The organism is Sphingobium sp. (assembly GCF_033795625.1).
In the GTDB taxonomy this organism is placed as follows: domain Bacteria; phylum Pseudomonadota; class Alphaproteobacteria; order Sphingomonadales; family Sphingomonadaceae; genus Sphingobium.
Map to the genome: position 1 here is coordinate 1 of NZ_JARYGI010000055.1, position 16,239 is coordinate 16,239.

At 60.7% G+C, this 16,239-nt stretch carries 17 protein-coding genes; 7 read left to right on the plus strand and 10 right to left on the minus strand.

The annotated features are described in order from the left end of the window. Window positions 1-244: 244 nt before the first annotated feature. The 3 genes from QHC67_RS17490 to QHC67_RS17500 form a co-directional block, all read right to left on the minus strand. Complete coding sequence (locus QHC67_RS17490; RefSeq protein WP_319296243.1) at window positions 245-1,315, minus strand: hypothetical protein; 1,071 nt, start codon at window positions 1,313-1,315, stop codon at window positions 245-247. Between the two features lie 475 nt (window positions 1,316-1,790). Next, window positions 1,791-2,225 (minus strand): DUF1810 domain-containing protein, encoded by a 435-nt coding sequence (locus QHC67_RS17495; RefSeq protein WP_319296245.1) that lies wholly within the window; start codon window positions 2,223-2,225, stop codon window positions 1,791-1,793. Window positions 2,226-2,229: 4 nt separating this feature from the next. Further along, entirely contained in the window at window positions 2,230-2,736 is a 507-nt protein-coding gene (locus QHC67_RS17500) for a DUF1993 domain-containing protein (RefSeq protein WP_319296247.1), read from the minus strand. Between the two features lie 166 nt (window positions 2,737-2,902). On the opposite strand from QHC67_RS17500, the gene QHC67_RS17505 reads away from it, so the two are divergent. Genes QHC67_RS17505 through QHC67_RS17515 form a run of 3 tightly spaced genes read left to right on the plus strand, consistent with a single transcriptional unit; the run spans window position 2,903 to window position 8,410 of the window. Further along, window positions 2,903-3,631, plus strand: a complete 729-nt coding sequence (locus tag QHC67_RS17505) for a damage-inducible mutagenesis protein (RefSeq protein WP_319296248.1) — start codon at window positions 2,903-2,905, stop codon at window positions 3,629-3,631. Next, the gene (locus tag QHC67_RS17510) at window positions 3,555-5,102 is read left to right on the plus strand and encodes a DUF6504 family protein (protein WP_319296250.1); all 1,548 of its coding nucleotides are present in this window, start codon (window positions 3,555-3,557) and stop codon (window positions 5,100-5,102) included. Before QHC67_RS17505 ends, QHC67_RS17510 begins: the two co-directional genes overlap by 77 nt. After that, window positions 5,099-8,410, plus strand: coding sequence for an error-prone DNA polymerase (locus QHC67_RS17515; RefSeq protein ID WP_319296251.1), 3,312 nt, complete (start codon window positions 5,099-5,101; stop codon window positions 8,408-8,410). The genes QHC67_RS17510 and QHC67_RS17515 overlap by 4 nt, the downstream gene beginning before the upstream one ends. A 34-nt stretch (window positions 8,411-8,444) precedes the next feature. Here QHC67_RS17515 and QHC67_RS17520 read toward each other — a convergent pair whose 3' ends face one another. Continuing rightward, complete coding sequence (locus QHC67_RS17520) at window positions 8,445-8,714, minus strand: hypothetical protein (RefSeq protein WP_319296253.1); 270 nt, start codon at window positions 8,712-8,714, stop codon at window positions 8,445-8,447. A gap of 371 nt (window positions 8,715-9,085) precedes the next feature. On the opposite strand from QHC67_RS17520, the gene QHC67_RS17525 reads away from it, so the two are divergent. Beyond that, window positions 9,086-9,328, plus strand: a complete 243-nt coding sequence (locus QHC67_RS17525; protein ID WP_319296254.1) for a hypothetical protein — start codon at window positions 9,086-9,088, stop codon at window positions 9,326-9,328. Between the two features lie 119 nt (window positions 9,329-9,447). Here the strand turns inward: QHC67_RS17525 and QHC67_RS17530 are convergent, their stop codons facing one another. The 6 genes from QHC67_RS17530 to QHC67_RS17555 all read right to left on the minus strand — a co-directional run bounded on the left by QHC67_RS17530 (window position 9,448) and on the right by QHC67_RS17555 (window position 14,074). Continuing rightward, entirely contained in the window at window positions 9,448-10,332 is an 885-nt protein-coding gene (locus QHC67_RS17530) for a Crp/Fnr family transcriptional regulator (RefSeq protein ID WP_319296256.1), read from the minus strand. Window positions 10,333-10,982: 650 nt separating this feature from the next. After that, complete coding sequence (locus tag QHC67_RS19260) at window positions 10,983-11,276, minus strand: excalibur calcium-binding domain-containing protein (RefSeq protein ID WP_413818568.1); 294 nt, start codon at window positions 11,274-11,276, stop codon at window positions 10,983-10,985. 65 nt (window positions 11,277-11,341) lie between these two features. Beyond that, entirely contained in the window at window positions 11,342-11,545 is a 204-nt protein-coding gene (locus tag QHC67_RS17540) for a DUF6961 family protein (protein ID WP_319296258.1), read from the minus strand. Beyond that, window positions 11,532-11,756 (minus strand): DUF5818 domain-containing protein, encoded by a 225-nt coding sequence (locus tag QHC67_RS17545; RefSeq protein ID WP_319296260.1) that lies wholly within the window; start codon window positions 11,754-11,756, stop codon window positions 11,532-11,534. The genes QHC67_RS17540 and QHC67_RS17545 overlap by 14 nt, the downstream gene beginning before the upstream one ends. Further along, window positions 11,732-12,109 (minus strand): thermonuclease family protein, encoded by a 378-nt coding sequence (locus QHC67_RS17550; RefSeq protein ID WP_319296262.1) that lies wholly within the window; start codon window positions 12,107-12,109, stop codon window positions 11,732-11,734. The genes QHC67_RS17545 and QHC67_RS17550 overlap by 25 nt, the downstream gene beginning before the upstream one ends. Window positions 12,110-12,190: 81 nt before the next feature. Beyond that, the gene (locus tag QHC67_RS17555; RefSeq protein ID WP_319296271.1) at window positions 12,191-14,074 is read right to left on the minus strand and encodes a patatin-like phospholipase family protein; all 1,884 of its coding nucleotides are present in this window, start codon (window positions 14,072-14,074) and stop codon (window positions 12,191-12,193) included. 524 nt (window positions 14,075-14,598) lie between these two features. Here QHC67_RS17555 and QHC67_RS17560 point away from each other — a divergent pair. The 3 genes from QHC67_RS17560 to QHC67_RS17570 are packed head-to-tail and all read left to right on the plus strand — an operon-like array spanning window position 14,599 to window position 16,167. After that, entirely contained in the window at window positions 14,599-14,847 is a 249-nt protein-coding gene (locus QHC67_RS17560; RefSeq protein WP_319296264.1) for a DUF3489 domain-containing protein, read from the plus strand. Next, window positions 14,844-15,305, plus strand: coding sequence for a DUF2924 domain-containing protein (locus QHC67_RS17565; RefSeq protein ID WP_319296266.1), 462 nt, complete (start codon window positions 14,844-14,846; stop codon window positions 15,303-15,305). The genes QHC67_RS17560 and QHC67_RS17565 overlap by 4 nt, the downstream gene beginning before the upstream one ends. Before the next feature lie 25 nt (window positions 15,306-15,330). Then, window positions 15,331-16,167 (plus strand): recombinase family protein, encoded by an 837-nt coding sequence (locus QHC67_RS17570; protein WP_319296268.1) that lies wholly within the window; start codon window positions 15,331-15,333, stop codon window positions 16,165-16,167. The last annotated feature ends 72 nt before the right edge of the window (window positions 16,168-16,239 follow it).

Below are 16,239 nucleotides of genomic sequence, written 5' to 3' on the forward strand. Positions count from 1 at the left end.
ATTATGCTGCCGCGGACAACATCGATATGGCAGCGTGACTCACAACCAAACGCCTCCGGCAGACCCGGCGCGGTTCAGTTCTGCGTGAGGCGACCTTCTAAAGTTGCGCAGAAGCGGCGTGAGATACCATGCGATCGGCAGCTTCTTTGCCATCGCTGCTCCAAACCGGACTGTCGCCTATCGGCCACAACCCAACCCCAGTGGTCAGGTATCTGCCCGCCGCCTTCTGCCGTTCTGACGCATGCTAAATTGCCAGCTTGGACAAGAGCAAAGACAAGTCACCTTGTCGGCGTGTGCAGGTTTTCATGAATACCTTTTTAAGCTGGGTTCGCAGTGTCTCCTCGGAAGTCCTGAGTTCTGAGGACAGGGCTTTCAGCGATTGTCCCGCGGCGATCGCGCGTGCCACCCGTGCTTCGGCGGGAGTCAGGTCAAATAGGGCTGAAATCAAATCTGCTCCAGGTACTGACGCGTTGTCTGGATGGGAAAGAACGGCGAAACTGAAGACGTCGGAAAAGATGTCACGGGCGTCCCGTCTCGCTGGAACCAGGTGCAGCGCGGCTTGACCAACACGGTTTTTGTCCCGGATCGCTAAAGAAGCGCCTGTGTTGGAATGCTCCAGTTTTCGAAGCGCCGTTTCGAAGTGACGATCTCCCTCGGCGTCGATGATCATGAGTCGAGATCGACCATCGCGCATTAGCTCTCCGAGAAAAGTGGAAAACAAGGTGGTCGCGGCGAGGATTTTCCCGGTCCTGCTGAGTAACGCCACGGACAGCTGCATCGCCTCAAAGGATTGAATGACCTTTGCGTTCTGCAACTTCTGGACGTTGTTCCCCAGCACTAAAGCGCGTGCGATATGGGGGCGCAAGTAATTCAGCTTTGCAACCGCGCCAGCTGCCGACGCATGATCGGGAAAACATTCGATGGCCAGAACAACTGCATCATGACTCGCACCCTGGATCAAAGTCGCCGCTCCAGCGTCGGCCTTCCTCGGCGTCAGGAACTCCGTGTAAATCGGCAAAGATGACAATTCCGCCGCTGTATGGACATCCGCATCGGTAAGGAAACCAGGATGCGGCGAAAGACTTAAAAGCCGACTTACTCGGCTGTTCTTCTCATTCCACCCAGCTGAAATGAACTCCTGCGTCAGGTCCGCGACCGCCGGCGAGGAAGTCAAAGTCACGCCAGAGGCGTTGCTCCGAATGAGATTACCACCTCGCGCATCGACGTGCTTCGCAATGTCATGCAACACTTCGGGCCATCGTTCTTGAAAGACACCGGCCTCGTATATGCCATCCAGTAACCGGTCTTCATCCATGAATGATGCTGCCCCCGCTGCAGTGGGGTAAATAATCTAGTTTTCTATGGCTGTCACCCGTTTGGGTGATGCGGGAATCCAGAAGGATACGTACGAACAGAAGGCGACCCGAGGGCTTTGGCCCTTCAACTAGCCGATGATCTGAAACCGGATCATCGGCTCCTTTGCTAAGGTCGTGAATTTCTTTGAGGCCGATCACCGCAGCGTGCCGCTTCCACCACTAAAGGTCAGACGCCTGTTCGGAACATCCGGCAATCAGCTTGAATAGCCCCTAGTTTTCTGGACGCCTTCGATCCTAAATTTGAGGATAGGAGGCGATGATGGGGAAGCCCAATTTCAGCGATGAGTTCAAGCGTGATGCGGTGTCTCAGATCACCGAGCGTGGGTACGCCCCACTCCAGATCGTGATAGTCGCAATTGAGGGAATCGGTTCCGGCCCATGCGCAATGCGAGACGTGCTGGGCATCGCCGCTGCTCATGAGGACCGCGCCTGCTCCAGCAACTCCAGCGTCGCTTTGTCCTGCTCGCCTCTGAACCACCGATCGAGCGCCGCTGTAAACAAGGGCTCCTGGCCGGCCTGCGCGAACAAGGTCAAAGACGAACGCAGCTTGACGGCATCGACAGGCCCGAACACCGCCTCGGCCGTGGTTGGCTCCAGATCCTGGAGGGCTGCAACGCAGCTGCGCAGTCTCTGCCCCAGCACCGGATGATCGAGATAGGTGCGTGCCTCATCAAGCGAGGTGATCGCATAGCACCGCGCCATGTCGCTTCGGCCAAGCCCGGATATCTGCGGAAAGATGAACCACATCCAGTGGCTGCGCTTTTGCGCGTTGCGGATCTCCGCGAGGGCTGCCTCGTAGCTGCCTTGCTGCGCGTCGATGAAGCGCTGAAGATTGAACTGGTCGCTCATCGGTTCACGCGGCGCCGATATAGTCAAGCTTGCCCAACGGCACGCCCTTGTGGCGCAAAATAGCGTAGGCCGTCGTCACATGGAAAAAGAAGTTGGGAAGCGCAAAAGCCAGCACATAGCTGCGGCCGGTAAATGATATTGCGCCATGCGGGGTCGGAAGCACGACCTCGGCCTCGTCACGGCCATCCATGGATGTCGCCGCAACAGTCTCAAGGAATGTGATCGTACGCGTGATACGGTTCTGAAGGTCATCGAAGCTCTGCTCGTCGTCGGCCATTGCGACATTCTCGACCTGCCCTACCCGCACAACAGCAAATTTGGCGGTATCGCTTGCCCGCTGGATCTGCGCGATAAGCGGCACCATGTCTTCGAACAGGCGTGCGTCCAACAGGCTGGTGTGGGGCATCTCCTTGTCATTGGCCCAGGCCCTGCCCTTCTCCAATATTGCCGAGAGATTGCGCAGACCCCGGATGAACACCGGTACGCTGACGTCATAGAGGGACAGGGACACACGCATCTCCAGCTTTGAAAAAAATCTGCCGTTCAAGAATCGGCGACAAAGGCCGATCATTACGGCTGCGCTTGCCCGACCGCCAGTGGGACCGGATTGACGCGGAGCAGAGTGTTAGAACAAATAGCGAACGAATCAACCCGTTGCCCGAGTCTGCTCCAAGTCCATGCCAGCGTCTTCCGTCATTGCCGACCTTCGCGCCAGGCTTGCGCGCATCGAAGGCGCAGCGGCGCGGCATGGCGTCCTTCCCTTCGGGCTTGCGGCAATCGACCAGCATTTGCCAAGCGGCGGTCTTGCAACCGGCGCGCTGCACGAGATCAGCGGCAGCCCCGATCTTGCCGACGACGCCAGCGCCACGATCTTTCTGGCTGGCATAGCCGCAAGGCTGCCGGGGCCCATATTCTGGTGCCTGCGCTGGCGGGACCTCTTTACCCCAGCGCTCAGTCATGCCGGACTGCACCCGGATCGGCTGACGATCGTCGAGACCGGCAGCGATATAGCGTCGCTTACCGCAATGGAGGAGTGCCTGCGCGTTTCGGGCGTTGCTGCTGTCATTGGCGAGGTCGCCAGGCTTTCGACGACTGCATCCAAACGGTTGCAGCTGGCAGCCGAGACGTCGGGCGTTACGGCCCTGGTCTTCCGCCGCGGCGCAGCGTGTGGACATCAGAGCCAAGGCACGGCCGCAGTAACGCGATGGCGGATCACCGCTGCCCCGAGCGAGCAACTCGGCATAGCTGCGCTGGCGCGAGCCCGCTGGCACGTTGCGCTCGAGCGTGTGTGCGGCGGCGAACCCAAGTCCTGGATAGTGGAGGCGTGCGATGCGACGGGTCGTCTCGCTCTTCCTGCCGCACTGGTCGACCGACCGGCTGCGGCGGAAGAGCGCCTCTCTGCCTGACGGGCACGGCGCCCCTGCTCCGCTGGTGACCGCTGTTGCCGCGCATGGCCGCCGCGTCGTTGCCGCCCTCGATCGCCAAGCGCGCGCGATCGGCATCCATGCCGGCATGACGATCACCCGGGCCCGCGCCTTCGCACCCGACCTGCAAGTGGCGCCAGCGGACCTGGAGAATGATCTCGCTGCCCTGCATCGCCTCGCGCTTTGGGCGGGTCGGCGCTACAGTCCCGTGGTGGCGCCCGATCCGCCCGATGGGCTGTGGCTCGACATTACAGGCTGCTCAGCCTTGTTCGGGAGCGAGCGTGCCCTGCTGAAGGATCTGCACCGGCGCCTCATGGCCTCAGGCCTCCACGTCCAGATCGCCGTTGCCGACACGGCGGGCGCGGCGCACGCCGTCGCCCGGCAGGTGCCGGCAGGGCGGCCAGTCACGATCCCGCCGGGTGAGCACCGCAAGGCGATTGCGCTGCTGCCGGTGTCGTGCCTGCGCCTTCCGCCACAAACCGTCGAAGCATTGCGCAAGCTTGGCTTTGAGCGTGTCGAGCAGTTGATGGCTGCGCCGCGCGGGCCGATGGCAAAGCGCTTCGGGCGCATGCTCTATCAACGGCTCGATCAGGCGCTGGGCCATGTTCGCGAGGCCCTTGTGCCGGTCTTTCCTGACGAAGTGCCACACGCAAAGCGTGATTTGCTCGAACCGATCGTAACAGCGGGCGCCATGGAGCTGGTGATCCGTGATCTTACCAACGATGTAGTCGGACAGCTCCTACGTTCAGGCGCTGGCGCTCGGCGGCTGGACTGCTATTTTCATCGTGTCGATGGGCACTGCCAGGCAATCAGGGTCGGCACCGCGGCACCCTCGCGCGAGGCAGCGCATCTTGCCAAACTTCTCACAGCGAAAGTCGAGACCGTCGATCCCGGCTTGGGCATCGAAGCCATGACGCTCGTCGCGCCGCTCGTCGAGGCCATGGCCGCGCGGCAGACCGCGTGCCTCGAACAACCAGACAAGAGCGGCCCCGACGTCGCAGCGCTCATCGACGCACTCGCCAATCGCTTTGGCCAGCGCCGCCTCTACAGAACGACACCGAGCCCGAGCGTCATGCCCGAGCGGACCGTTGCCTTGACGCCGCCGCTGGCCAAGCCTGCAGACAAGCAATGGGACCAGGATCTGCCGCGCCCGAGCCGAATGTTGCACCCCCCTGAGCGTATCGACGTGATTGCGATGCTGCCCGACAGCCCGCCCGCCCAATTTGTCTGGCGCGGCAAGCGCCATCGCGTGGCGCAGGCCGATGGGCCCGAGCGGCTGCATGGCGAATGGTGGCGCGAGCGAGGGGCTGAGACCGAGACACCTTTGAGTGTACGGGACTATTTCCAGGTCGAGACGACAAGTGGCGGGCGCTATTGGCTGTTCCGGCTGGGCGATGGCGAGAATGCCTCGACCGGGCCGATGCACTGGTATTTGCATGGCGCGTTCGCATGAGCGCCAACACGCCTGGTTATGTCGAGCTGCAGGTGACGAGCCATTTCAGCTTCCTGCGCGGTGCGTCCTCGCCTGAGGAGCTGTTCTCGGCGGCCGCGTTGCTGGGGCACCAGGCACTGGGGATCGCCGACCGCCATTCGCTTGCGGGGATTGTGCGCGCCTGGGAAGCGGAAAAGGTCACAGGTGTGCGTTCGATTGCCGGCACCCGCATAGATCTGGACGATGGTACAGCGCTGCTGCTCTACCCTACCGACCGCGCCGCTTATGGGCGCCTGTGCCGCTTGCTCAGCGCGGGCAAAGCGCGTGCCGGCAAAGGCGCCTGCCAGCTTAGCTGGGATGATATCGAGCAATGGCAGCAGGGCATCATTGCCATGCTAGTGCCCGACCGCGCCGATGCGCTTGCAGAGGCCGCGCTTGATCGCACGCGCGGGATCTTCGGCGATCGCGCCTATCTGGCGCTTACCCTGCGCCGCCGCCCGCGCGACGCGATCCGGCTGCGCGATCTGGCGACGATTGCGCGCTTGGCAAGAGTGCCGACAATCGCAACCGGGGACGTCCTGTACCACAGTCCCGATCGCCGAATGTTGCAGGACGTCGTCACCTGCATTCGTGAGAAATGCACGATCGATGACTTGGGCGAACGGCGCGAGGCCTATGCCGACCGGCACTTGAAAAGCGCGCGCGAAATGGAGCGGCTCTTCCAGCGATATCTGGGCGACACAGCGCCGGTTGCGCGTAGCGTGGAGCTTGGCGACCGCTGCCGCTTTTCGCTTGGCGATCTGCAATATCAATATCCCGACGAAACAGCGGCATCAGGCAAGACGCCGCAGCAGGAACTCGAACGGCTAGTCTGGGAGAAGGCGCCAGACCGCTACCCTGAAGGCATAGAGGGCAAGGTCCGCGATCAGTTGATCCACGAGCTCAAGCTGATCGGCGCGCTCGACTATGCGCCCTATTTCCTGACGGTCCATTCGATCGTCGCTTTTGCCCGAAGCCAGGGCATATTGTGCCAAGGCCGCGGCTCGGCGGCGAACAGCGTCGTCTGCTATGTGCTCGGCGTCACCTCGATCGATCCGGTGCGCTCCGAGCTGTTGTTCGAGCGCTTCGTCTCGGCCGAACGGCGCGAACCGCCCGACATCGACGTCGACTTCGAGCATGAGCGGCGTGAGGAATTGATACAATGGATCTACAAGACCTATGGCCGAAACCATGCCGCGCTGACGGCGGTGGTCTCGCGTTTTCGCTCGCGCGGCGCTGTGCGCGAAGTAGGCAAGGCACTCGGCCTCTCTGAAGATGTGACCGCCGGGCTTGCCAGCCAAGTCTGGGGCTGGAGCCGCGAGGGCGTAGAAGATCGCCATGCAAGTGAACTCAACCTCGACCTCACCGATCGCCGCCTGGCGCTGACGCTGGACCTTGCGCGGCAGCTTCTCAATACGCCGCGCCATCTCTCGCAGCATCCCGGCGGTTTTGTACTAACGAATGACCGCCTCGACGAACTGGTGCCGATCGAGCCTGCCGCCATGGAAGACCGGCAAGTGATCGAATGGGACAAGGACGACATCGATGCTTTGGGCTTCATGAAGGTCGACGTGCTGGCGCTCGGTATGCTCAGCTGCATGCGTCGCGCTTTTGCTTTCATCGAAGAGCATAAGGGGATCGTCCATGACCTTGCCACCATACCGGCCGAGGATCCGGCCACTTATGCCATGATCCGCAAGGCCGACACGCTGGGCGTCTTCCAGATCGAGAGCCGGGCGCAGATGGCGTCCATACCCCTGATGGCTCCGCGCACCTTCTATGACCTGGTCATCCAGGTGGCGATCGTGCGGCCCGGCCCCATACAGGGCGAGATGGTCCATCCCTATCGCCGTCGCCGCAATGGCGAAGAGGAAGTGACGTACCCGACGGAAGAGTTGCGGCGGGTACTGGAGAAGACACTGGGCGTGCCGCTGTTCCAGGAGCAGGCGATGCGGGTCGCCATCGAATGCGCCGGCTTTACGGCAAGCGAGGCCGATCTCCTGCGCCGGGCGATGGCAACGTTCAAGCTCACCGGCGGCGTCAGCCATTTTCGGGACAAGCTGATCGATGGCATGGTGGCGCGCGGATATGAGCAGGATTTTGCCGAACGCACGTTCAAGCAGATCGAGGGCTTTGGCTCCTATGGCTTCCCGGAGAGCCATGCCGCGAGCTTCGCGCTCATTGCCTATGCCAGCAGCTGGATGAAGTGCCATCATCCCGACGCCTTTTGCGCAGCCTTGCTGAACGCCCAGCCCATGGGCTTCTATGCACCGGCCCAGATCGTACGTGACGCGCGGCAGCATGGCGTCGAAGTGCGTGCCATTGACGTCAACCACAGCCGCTGGGATTGCACGCTCGAGCAGACCCAGGGCCGCTACTTCGCTGTGCGCCTGGGGCTGCGGATGGTGCGCGACCTTTGCAACAGGGATGCCGCCGCAATTGTGAGCGCGAGGGGTGCCGCGCCTTACACCAGCATCGAGGACGTTCAGCGGCGTGCCGGCGTCGGACGCGGCGCACTCGACCGCATCGGCGAGGCGGATGGCTTTGGCTCGCTTGCGCTCAGTCGCCGCGGGAGCCTGTGGGACGTCAAGGGTTTGCGGGACAGCCCGCTGCCGCTCTTTGCCGCGGCGGACGCCCGCGAGAACCAGGTGCGGGCCGAAGCCATCGAGCCGGACGTCGCGCTTGCGGCGATGGGGCAGGGCCAGGAAGTGGTGGAAGACTATCGCTCGGTCAGCCTCTCGCTGCGCGCGCATCCGCTTGCCTTCCTGCGTGACGAGCTGCGGACGCGCAAGATGATTGCCTGCGCGGACCTGCGCGCGATGAAAGACGGACGCTGGGTCACTTTGGCGGGCCTGGTGCTCGTCCGGCAGAAGCCTGGCTCGGCAAAGGGCGTCATGTTCATTACCCTGGAAGACGAAAGCGATGTCGCCAATCTCGTCATCTGGCCCGATCTGTTCGAGAACCACCGCCGCGTCGTGCTTGGCGCTTCGATGATGGGTGTACGTGGCCAGGTGCAACGCGAAGGCGAGGTCATCCATGTCGTTGCGCAGCGGCTGGAGGACCTCTCAGGCCTTTTGGCAAGCGTCGGCGCACGCGATGATGTCTCGAGCGTCTATCGCACCGGGCGGGGCGACGAAGCGCGGCATGGCGGCAGCCCGGACATGCGGGGCGCTTCACCGCTCGGGCGCGAGCCGCGCGACATCTTCATCCCGGACCTGCGACTGGGGTCTGGCATCATACCGGGGCAGCCCACGGAAGGCATCAAGATCAAACCCCGGGACTTTCGATGAGAGATCATGATCCTTTGATAGCTTTGCAGCGACATCAGTGGCCACCTTCGACCCACGAAATGCCTGCAGCGCGAAACGCGTCCGCCAATGCTGCTTCAAGGTCGAGCGACTCCCACTGCCGCATTGGGTTCAGATGGTCGACGAGTTCCGGAAGCAGCCGGAGGCCGAAGCGGGTTACGGCCCGGCTGGCTTTATAGCCGGCTTTATGTTGATCGAAGCGCCAATCGGGATCGCGGGATGTCTGCCCGACATATATGCCCCAGGGCTCACGCCTTGACGGATTGTGCAGCAGGACAACGTACACCGAGTGCGCGGCTCCTGCTTGCCGTTTCGTCGTGGCGTTCAGAGAGCGGGCGGCTCGCTCAGCTTTTTTCATCCATGTAGGCTCGGCCATCGAGATGATAACGCAGAAGGCAGTAGATCGTGTCAGCGGCTCCTTCGCTCGTTGTGTCTGACCATGAAAGGGCATGGTATTCTATGTGAAGCGTCGACGAGAGATCAGGCCGGCAAGGAGCTCGTCCTTCGGACTGGATCGACAACCGCATTCGTCGTTCCAAAGCTGCGGCGGCTGATCAGCGTTTTAACCTATGTGTTACCTGCAGCGAATGGTCTCTCATAGTTGATGAGACAACGACCAAGGCAAGCGTAGAAACGCGACCAAGGAGAGGAGCCACTATGAACAAGCCGACTGCAGGCAACATATTCCACCGCGCGATTCGCGATTGCATGTCCGAAGCGCGCGTTCCCACGCAACTGGAAGTGGAACAGATCGCCGAGAAGATCTGGAGCGACGCCTTTTCACGGCTGGCTGGCGCGCAATGGAAGGATGTTCCAAGCTATTCAACGGTTCGCCAGAACATAATGCGGGCAGCGCTAGCTGCCCTGGGCGTGGGCCCGGCCCAGCTAAGTGCTCAGTAGCGAGGCCCCTGGGAGGCGTCTTCTGTCCGGCGGAGATACGACGCACGTAGCGCTGGCCCAGCCAGCCGCAGGATCCAGTATGATACAGGATGCAGTCTATCTTGGTCTCTTGGGTACCATCAGGCCGGAAGCCCAGTAGCCGGTGCAAAGGGTATCGACGGAGACGAATCGCGCCTTGCTTCGCCATTATCGGTCTCTGGGCGCGGCAGCCGAAGATACCCTGAATCAAAGTCAGCACCTGCGCGCAGGGATTTCCAGTTGATGATTTTCACCCTGTGGCCGCGCCACTCGATCAATCCTTGTCGCCGCAGTGCCTGCGCCACGCGATTAAGATGGATGATCGTCATCCCAAGTGCCTCGGACAAGTCCTGTTGATTGAGCGGCATGGGAAAACCCTCATTGGTAAGCAACTCGACAGCGCGGTACCTTTCAGCGAGTTCAAGTATCAAGTGGGAAAGGCGCTGGGTCGCATCTCGCCTCCCAAGGCTGACAGCCCACTCCCGCAGGATCGCGATTTCGATGGCTGCATCAAGCCAAAGCGCTTGGCCAAAGTCCTGGTGCGTTGCCGCAAGGGCGGCAAGGTCTGATCCATAGACTGCCAGAAGACGCGTGTTGGGATGCGCTCGTATGTCGTGATCCAGCGGAAATGGCATGGCAGACTGAAGGTAGATCATGTCTCCTGGTACATGCAGTGCCAGGATCTGCCGCTTGCCCTCCCGACTGGTCTTGCTTCTGCTTACCATGCCCGAAGCGACTATAAAGCTCACATCCGAAACGTCGCCATCAAGAAGAATGTCTTTTGATTTGGCGTAGGAAGAGGCCACGGTTCGCAGCTGCAAAAATTCATGTTGCGCAGCAGCGAAAATAGGTCGCCGGCTTCCGATCTTTTTTAGATATCTCGACAGTATGGCACGCGGTGAGTAGGGCATCTCCATCTCCTGCACGACGTTCTTTTTCTTATTGTGCGCCCTGTGTTGATTTACTTCCACAAGTTCGAACGCCAACCTGAGCCAGTGCTTCTTCAGTGTCCTAATCTATGTTGGGGACCGCCTCGATTCTTCCTGGCCAATGAGAGACGCTAAGTGGAGAAACTGCTCGGTCGGCGCGCACGCGGTTGTGACCCGGATCCCTCGCAAATGCTGGATGGCGCTTGCAAATTTTGCAACTGGAGAAGTGTTCTTCGCACTTGCACAAAAACATTAGTTAATAGAGAAGGAACTCGCCTTTCAGGCATCCTCTCCTAAAACTTTCAGGCTGGTCTTCGGACTGGCCTTTTTTTTGGCATAGCTTTGGAGTAACCACACCGACGCTACTGCCGCGCCTCATAATTATAAACGAGAGGTGCCGCCGGTAAGACCGGCACGGCGAGGCTGTAGTGGGGGATCGAGCGGCTGTGCGCCCTCTCCCCCATTTCCATCAGCTTTTAAGGTATGCGTCGCTTGCACTGCTCTTACAGCCACATAGCCCAGCGCCTCGATCTAAGCGCACAAGCGTGCCGCGATCAGAATGAACCATTGGTGACCACCAATCGCAGAATGTAGTTCAACATCAACCGTAAGGCCCTTAGGTTGCTTAACGGAGTATGCCTTTAACCGAGGCAATTGCGGTGGCAGGATGCGTAGAAACCGGTTGATGATCTACTGACTGTGTGAGACTATTCGCAACCGATCCCGTCGCCATCGCGATCCAGATGCCGTCCATATCCAGGATCACCAGAACGGACAGGAGCAGCGCCAGCTGTTCGCGCAGCAGAGCAGTTCGCAGATGCCCCGCCTCCACCGCCCATCGCCCTTTGCACGGGCGCGTCTCTTGATGCCACGGGCGCACGGTGGCAGTGATAGTCACCAGTTTTCCTGTTGTTGTGGCAGCCTTGCGCGTTCAGCCCACCCGGATGGGCAATAGCTGGAGACGCTATGACGAGCAGCAGGCTTGGCAAAATGATCTTCAATGTAATTCCCCCCGGATCGCTGAATAATATGCTGAACCGGGATCAGAGTCGAACGGCTGCTATGATCAGTGCATGCGGCTGTGATCGCCAGGCTCCTGTAGCCGCTTCACACACGCTGCGATTGCCATCCAGTGCGTCAGCCCGTCCTCATCTGCGCTATCCATCATGGCCTGAACGCGTTCGAGCAGATATTCACCCACTTGCTCGCCGTGCATCTCCAACACTTTGGAGGCGACCGCCCAAATCTCCCATTCTTCAAGCTGCGGCAATGCTCGTCACCGCGATGAGATCAAAGCCGTCGCGGGTGCCCATAACCGTCACCCGCTGTCCCAGAAGTTTTGCGGGCGAGCGCGTCACCTCAAGCCGCCATGTTCCACCGCCCGGCATCGACAGCACAAACTGACGCCCCTCTACGAGCAGCACGCCGGTCAGCTCATAATGCTTGAACCTCGGCATCAGCGTTGCGTAGCTTCCGGGCACGCCGCCGCAATCCGTCCGCCATTATCCCACTTGGGTTTGTAGATCGCGTTGCCGCTTCGCAGCTGAGAGCAAGACAGATTGCGCGAGCCTGCATAGACCACGGCCAAAGTGCGGCCATAGCGGTCCTTAGTGAGGCGCTGAACCTTGATATCTCTCCCTGCTATTGCATGCTTCAAGCTTTGCGTGCTCGCATCGGCGTTTCCCGGTGCGCAGACTCTGCCCCTGCGGCAATGCCCAGCCGTCTCCGGTGCATCGATGCCGAGAAGTCTGATCCGCTCTTTGCCGCAACGGATGCTGTCACCATCGGTCGCATGGCAGAGCGGAGCAGACATGAGCAAAACCGGCATCAGCATAACTGGCGATCTGTACCGGCAATGCTCGCAAGCGCAAGATGGACGGCCGTCAGTCGCGAGCGGAGACAAATGTAAGCCGCCTTAAAATGTAGGCGTGATCCGCAGCTGTGGCAGAGGTCGTGGCGCCCGGTACGTCAGACGAGGTTCGGTGTCAGCCCAGAGTTCGCCCTGCTCGATCATTACCGCCAGCCGCCGCTGCGCATCGCGCTGCTGCTCACTGGTAAAAGGGTATGAGGGCGCTGGCGGCTCACCACTGATCGCCGATGCCCGCGCCGCCACATAGGACGTGCTGATCGCGGGCCCGGCTCCCTTGGCCAGTTCGATCGTGAACCGCTCAGTACCTGAGGCGACATTGCGCCAGCGCACCCACCAGTGATTGTTGAAGTCGAATTCCCTGACCAGCGTGTCGCCAGCCGCGCCACCCTTTGCAGCAATGCGACTGAGAACCTTCTGATCCATGTCCAGGTTCATGCCGCCCTCGTCTTCCTTGAGAGCGATATGCACGATGCGATCCCTATGTCCTGGTGCCCGCGACTGCAGAAGGTCCCGCCAGTTTTGCATTGTTGCGATGACCCCGAACAGGAAGCCTGTAACTTCAGCGAACGCTCCAGGGGCCGCGATCGCTTCGTAACGCCGCTGCCATCCCTGGTTGTTTTCCGTAGGCAAGAAGATCTCGGGCATATCATCGTCTGCGTTGCTTTTGGGGTAGGTCAGATCAATGGCGAAGGTCGGCCAACGCGGAAGCGCCGCATCGAACAGATGTATCGGAAAGTTGCTGCTGATCCCGCCATCGGAGAACCAGCATATCCGTAAAGATTGAGGCGCTCGACTTGGTTCCGCGCCTCCCGTCGCAAGCGCTTCCGCGCTTTCCAGCAGCCGGTTCTCCTGGTCAGCCTCCGATACCGCAGCAGCAGCTGCATGAGGTGACGCTATTCGCGCCCATCCGCTCGCTTCATACAAAGGAACTGCGCTGATCAGGATCGGAAAGCTAAGACTCATTCGCGCGGCAACGATAATCGGCAGCTGCCCTCCTTCGGGCAGGCGGTAGTAGGTCCTGCCTTCAACTTCCAGCAGCGACGGATCCTGATCAGCCATCCAGTCGACTACTGACTTTGGGAACAGTGCGTCAAAATCCTCTCGCAAGAACCAAAAACGAGAACTTTCAAAGGGCAAGCTTCGCGGTTCATGATGGGAGACACTTGTCGTTATGACGGCAAGCAAAAGCACCTTCTCGGTCACTGGCTCCCGGGTATATCGAGGTGCAGTCCAAAGATCGGCGAATAGCAACGGCCGTTCTCGTTCCCCGGCAAGCCGCTGCAGGACGTCATGCAACCATTCGGTGAGCGCGGGTCGGCCTGTTTGCCTATCACCCCCGCGCATTCCTGAGCACAAGCCGAGGCGATTTTGTCGGACGGCCCGTGCAACGCGCAGCACGCCTGCCACGATCGCCACAGCAAGGGCACAGGCTAAAGCCGGGAGCAGAGCGGCCCATATCCCGTCCATGGCGGCAAATGCCCAGCCAACGCCAAGCAATGCAGACAGAGTGACGATGAACTCAAGGGGTGCGACGGTGACGATCGCACGCGCTGCTGCTACTGAGACGGCGGCAGGACCTGAGCGCGACGTCAAGCTTACCAGTAGCCGAAACGCTGCACGGCCGCCTGACGCGGGTTGGAAGAGGCTGTATATAAACCCTTTGCGGGTGAGCTGCTCGGCGACACGCTGCAGCCCAACAAAGCCGGCGTTTTCTGCACTGGCTTTGTCGAAGCTTGGATCGAGCTCTTTTCGGCGCTCGCCAAGCGCCGCTGCTGCCGCAGCAGCAGCAGCAATGGCGCCTGCCGAGGTGCCGCCGATGCTCTTGAAGCGGTAACGCTTTGCCAAGGCAAGTACGGCATTGGGATAGACGATGCCGCTAGCGATGCCGCCCTTCATCACAAGATCACAATACTCTCCGCCATCGCGCATCACGCTGCCCTCCGATCAGACATACCCTAGCATCTTCAGAATGTTGTGTCGTGCAGCGGTGAGGAGCAGGCAGTATGAAGGTCGGTGCCTTGGAACTGATCTGTCGTGATGCGGTTGGCTTAGGTCTCGGGCAAGCATCGACCTTTGGTTATCCTCGGCAAAACAGCGGAGAGACGTGACAATGGAATTAGACAAATCTCAAGGCGCCATGGAGCTGGTTCCCGCCGGGAACCGTCATGCGCGTCGAAAAGCAAAGGCCCTTCAGAAGATACGGGAGCCTAAAACCTGCGCATGCGGCGCGGCGCACAGCAACCATCACAACAGGACATCTGCAAAAGCGTAGCGCCATTTCCATCCCCTCAGCCCGCTAGCGATATAGGGCTGCAAGTTCCGCTCGACTTGTGCGCCCACCCGAGCGAACAGCGTCACAGCGAACGGGTCCTTGGCACTCGTAGCGCCGCCCCACTTCGGGGCTGTGGTCGGTGGGCCAGCAATCAAGCGCGCCCACAATCAGGACGACCACCATGACAAGGGCCAAAGACCCCGCCGGACCTGCTACCCCGGTAGAGAAGGCGACAAAGCAGGTACAGCTGCTTACGCTCATTCAACGCCAGAACGGCGCAACTGCCCCCGAAATCATCGAAGCCACAGGTTGGCTACCGCACACCATACGGGCCGCAGTCACGGCGCTGCGCAAGCGCGGCCATGACATCTATAATGAACGGGTCGACGGCGTCGGTCGCTATCGCGTTGTTGATGGGCCTGATGCATGACGTTGCTTGCCAGCCAAATGGAGGCGCTGGTCACCATGAACTCTGCCCAGCTCCGCCAGGAGTGGCGACGCGTGTGGAAGGAACCTTCGCCTCCGCTTGGCCATGACCTGCTCCGCCGTGGCGTCGCATGGAAGCTGCAGGCGTCGGTCTATGGCGGAATGGCAAAGCCGGTGAAACGCGAGCTGGATCGTCTCGCCCGGCAGGTCGCGCGCGGCGGCGACATCAGCTTCGAGCGCACGGCCAAGACCGGCACGCGACTGGTGCGGGAATGGGGTGGCCGGACCCATCACGTTATGGTGCAGGATGATGGCTATGTGTATGAAGGCGAGCGCTATACCTCCCTGTCGCAGATTGCCTATCTCATCACAGGCACCAAATGGTCTGGCCCGCGCTTCTTCGGGCTCACCAAGCGGCCTAAGGACCTGACCGCTCCACCGGTGGAGCTGGTCTGTGGCTAGGGCGCGGACGTCCCGGCATGCGCCGGTGGTACGCACCCAATTCCGCTGCGCCATCTACACCCGCAAATCGACTGAGGACGGGCTCGAGCAGGAGTTCAACAGCCTCGACGCGCAGCGCGAGGCGTGCGCCGCCTATATATTGAGCCAGCGGCACGAAGGCTGGACACTGCTGCCGGGCTGCTATGACGATGGCGGTTTCTCGGGCGGCAGCATGGAGCGGCCGGGGTTGAAGCAGCTGCTTGGCGAAGTAGAAGCGGGGCGCGTCGATGTCATTGTCGTCTATAAGGTCGATCGCCTGACGCGCAGCCTCTCCGACTTTGCACGGATTGTCGAGGTGCTTGACCACGCCGGCGCCAGCTTCGTCTCGGTTACCCAGGCGTTTAACACCACCAGTTCCATGGGTCGGCTTACGCTCAATGTACTGCTGTCCTTTGCCCAATTCGAACGGGAGGTCACCGGCGAGCGCATCCGCGACAAGGTCGCCGCGTCGAAGAAGAAGGGCATGTGGATGGGTGGTAATGTGCCACTCGGCTATGATGTTGTGGAGCGCAAGCTGGTCGTCAACGACGCGGAGGCTGACCAGGTGCGGCATATCTTCGCCCGCTACATCGCGCTTGGCACCATCGCAGCCCTTCAGGAGGAGCTTAAAGGGCAGCAGATCCACAGCAAAGCATGGCTTGCACGCAGCGGCAGGCCAGTCGGTGGCAAAGCCTTCTCGGCCGGCGCTCTCGCACACCTGCTCCAGAATCGCACCTATGTCGGGCTGGTCCATCATAAGGGTGACTATTATCCCGGCGAGCATCAGGCGATGGTAGCCCAGGCCACATTCGACGAAGCGCAGGCGCTGCTCGAAGCCAATTGATCTGCCCCCTTCTGAGTGGTCCAGAATCTCTGTTATTTTGGATTATGAAGGAGTTTGGAAATGGGCAAGAGG

Bases quoted from the DNA above. Each gene is read 5' to 3' on its own strand.
- QHC67_RS17495 (WP_319296245.1), bottom strand. From the start codon at position 2,225: ATGAGCGACCAGTTCAATCTTCAGCGCTTCATCGACGCGCAGCAAGGC.
- QHC67_RS17490 (WP_319296243.1), bottom strand. From the start codon at position 1,315: ATGGATGAAGACCGGTTACTGGATGGCATATACGAGGCCGGTGTCTTT.
- QHC67_RS17550 (WP_319296262.1), bottom strand. From the start codon at position 12,109: ATGCTGATGCCGGTTTTGCTCATGTCTGCTCCGCTCTGCCATGCGACC.
- QHC67_RS17565 (WP_319296266.1), top strand. From the start codon at position 14,844: ATGACGTTGCTTGCCAGCCAAATGGAGGCGCTGGTCACCATGAACTCT.
- QHC67_RS17505 (WP_319296248.1), top strand. From the start codon at position 2,903: ATGCCAGCGTCTTCCGTCATTGCCGACCTTCGCGCCAGGCTTGCGCGC.
- QHC67_RS17515 (WP_319296251.1), top strand. From the start codon at position 5,099: ATGAGCGCCAACACGCCTGGTTATGTCGAGCTGCAGGTGACGAGCCAT.
- QHC67_RS17510 (WP_319296250.1), top strand. From the start codon at position 3,555: ATGCGACGGGTCGTCTCGCTCTTCCTGCCGCACTGGTCGACCGACCGG.
- QHC67_RS17525 (WP_319296254.1), top strand. From the start codon at position 9,086: ATGAACAAGCCGACTGCAGGCAACATATTCCACCGCGCGATTCGCGAT.
- QHC67_RS17555 (WP_319296271.1), bottom strand. From the start codon at position 14,074: ATGCGCGATGGCGGAGAGTATTGTGATCTTGTGATGAAGGGCGGCATC.
- QHC67_RS17560 (WP_319296264.1), top strand. From the start codon at position 14,599: ATGACAAGGGCCAAAGACCCCGCCGGACCTGCTACCCCGGTAGAGAAG.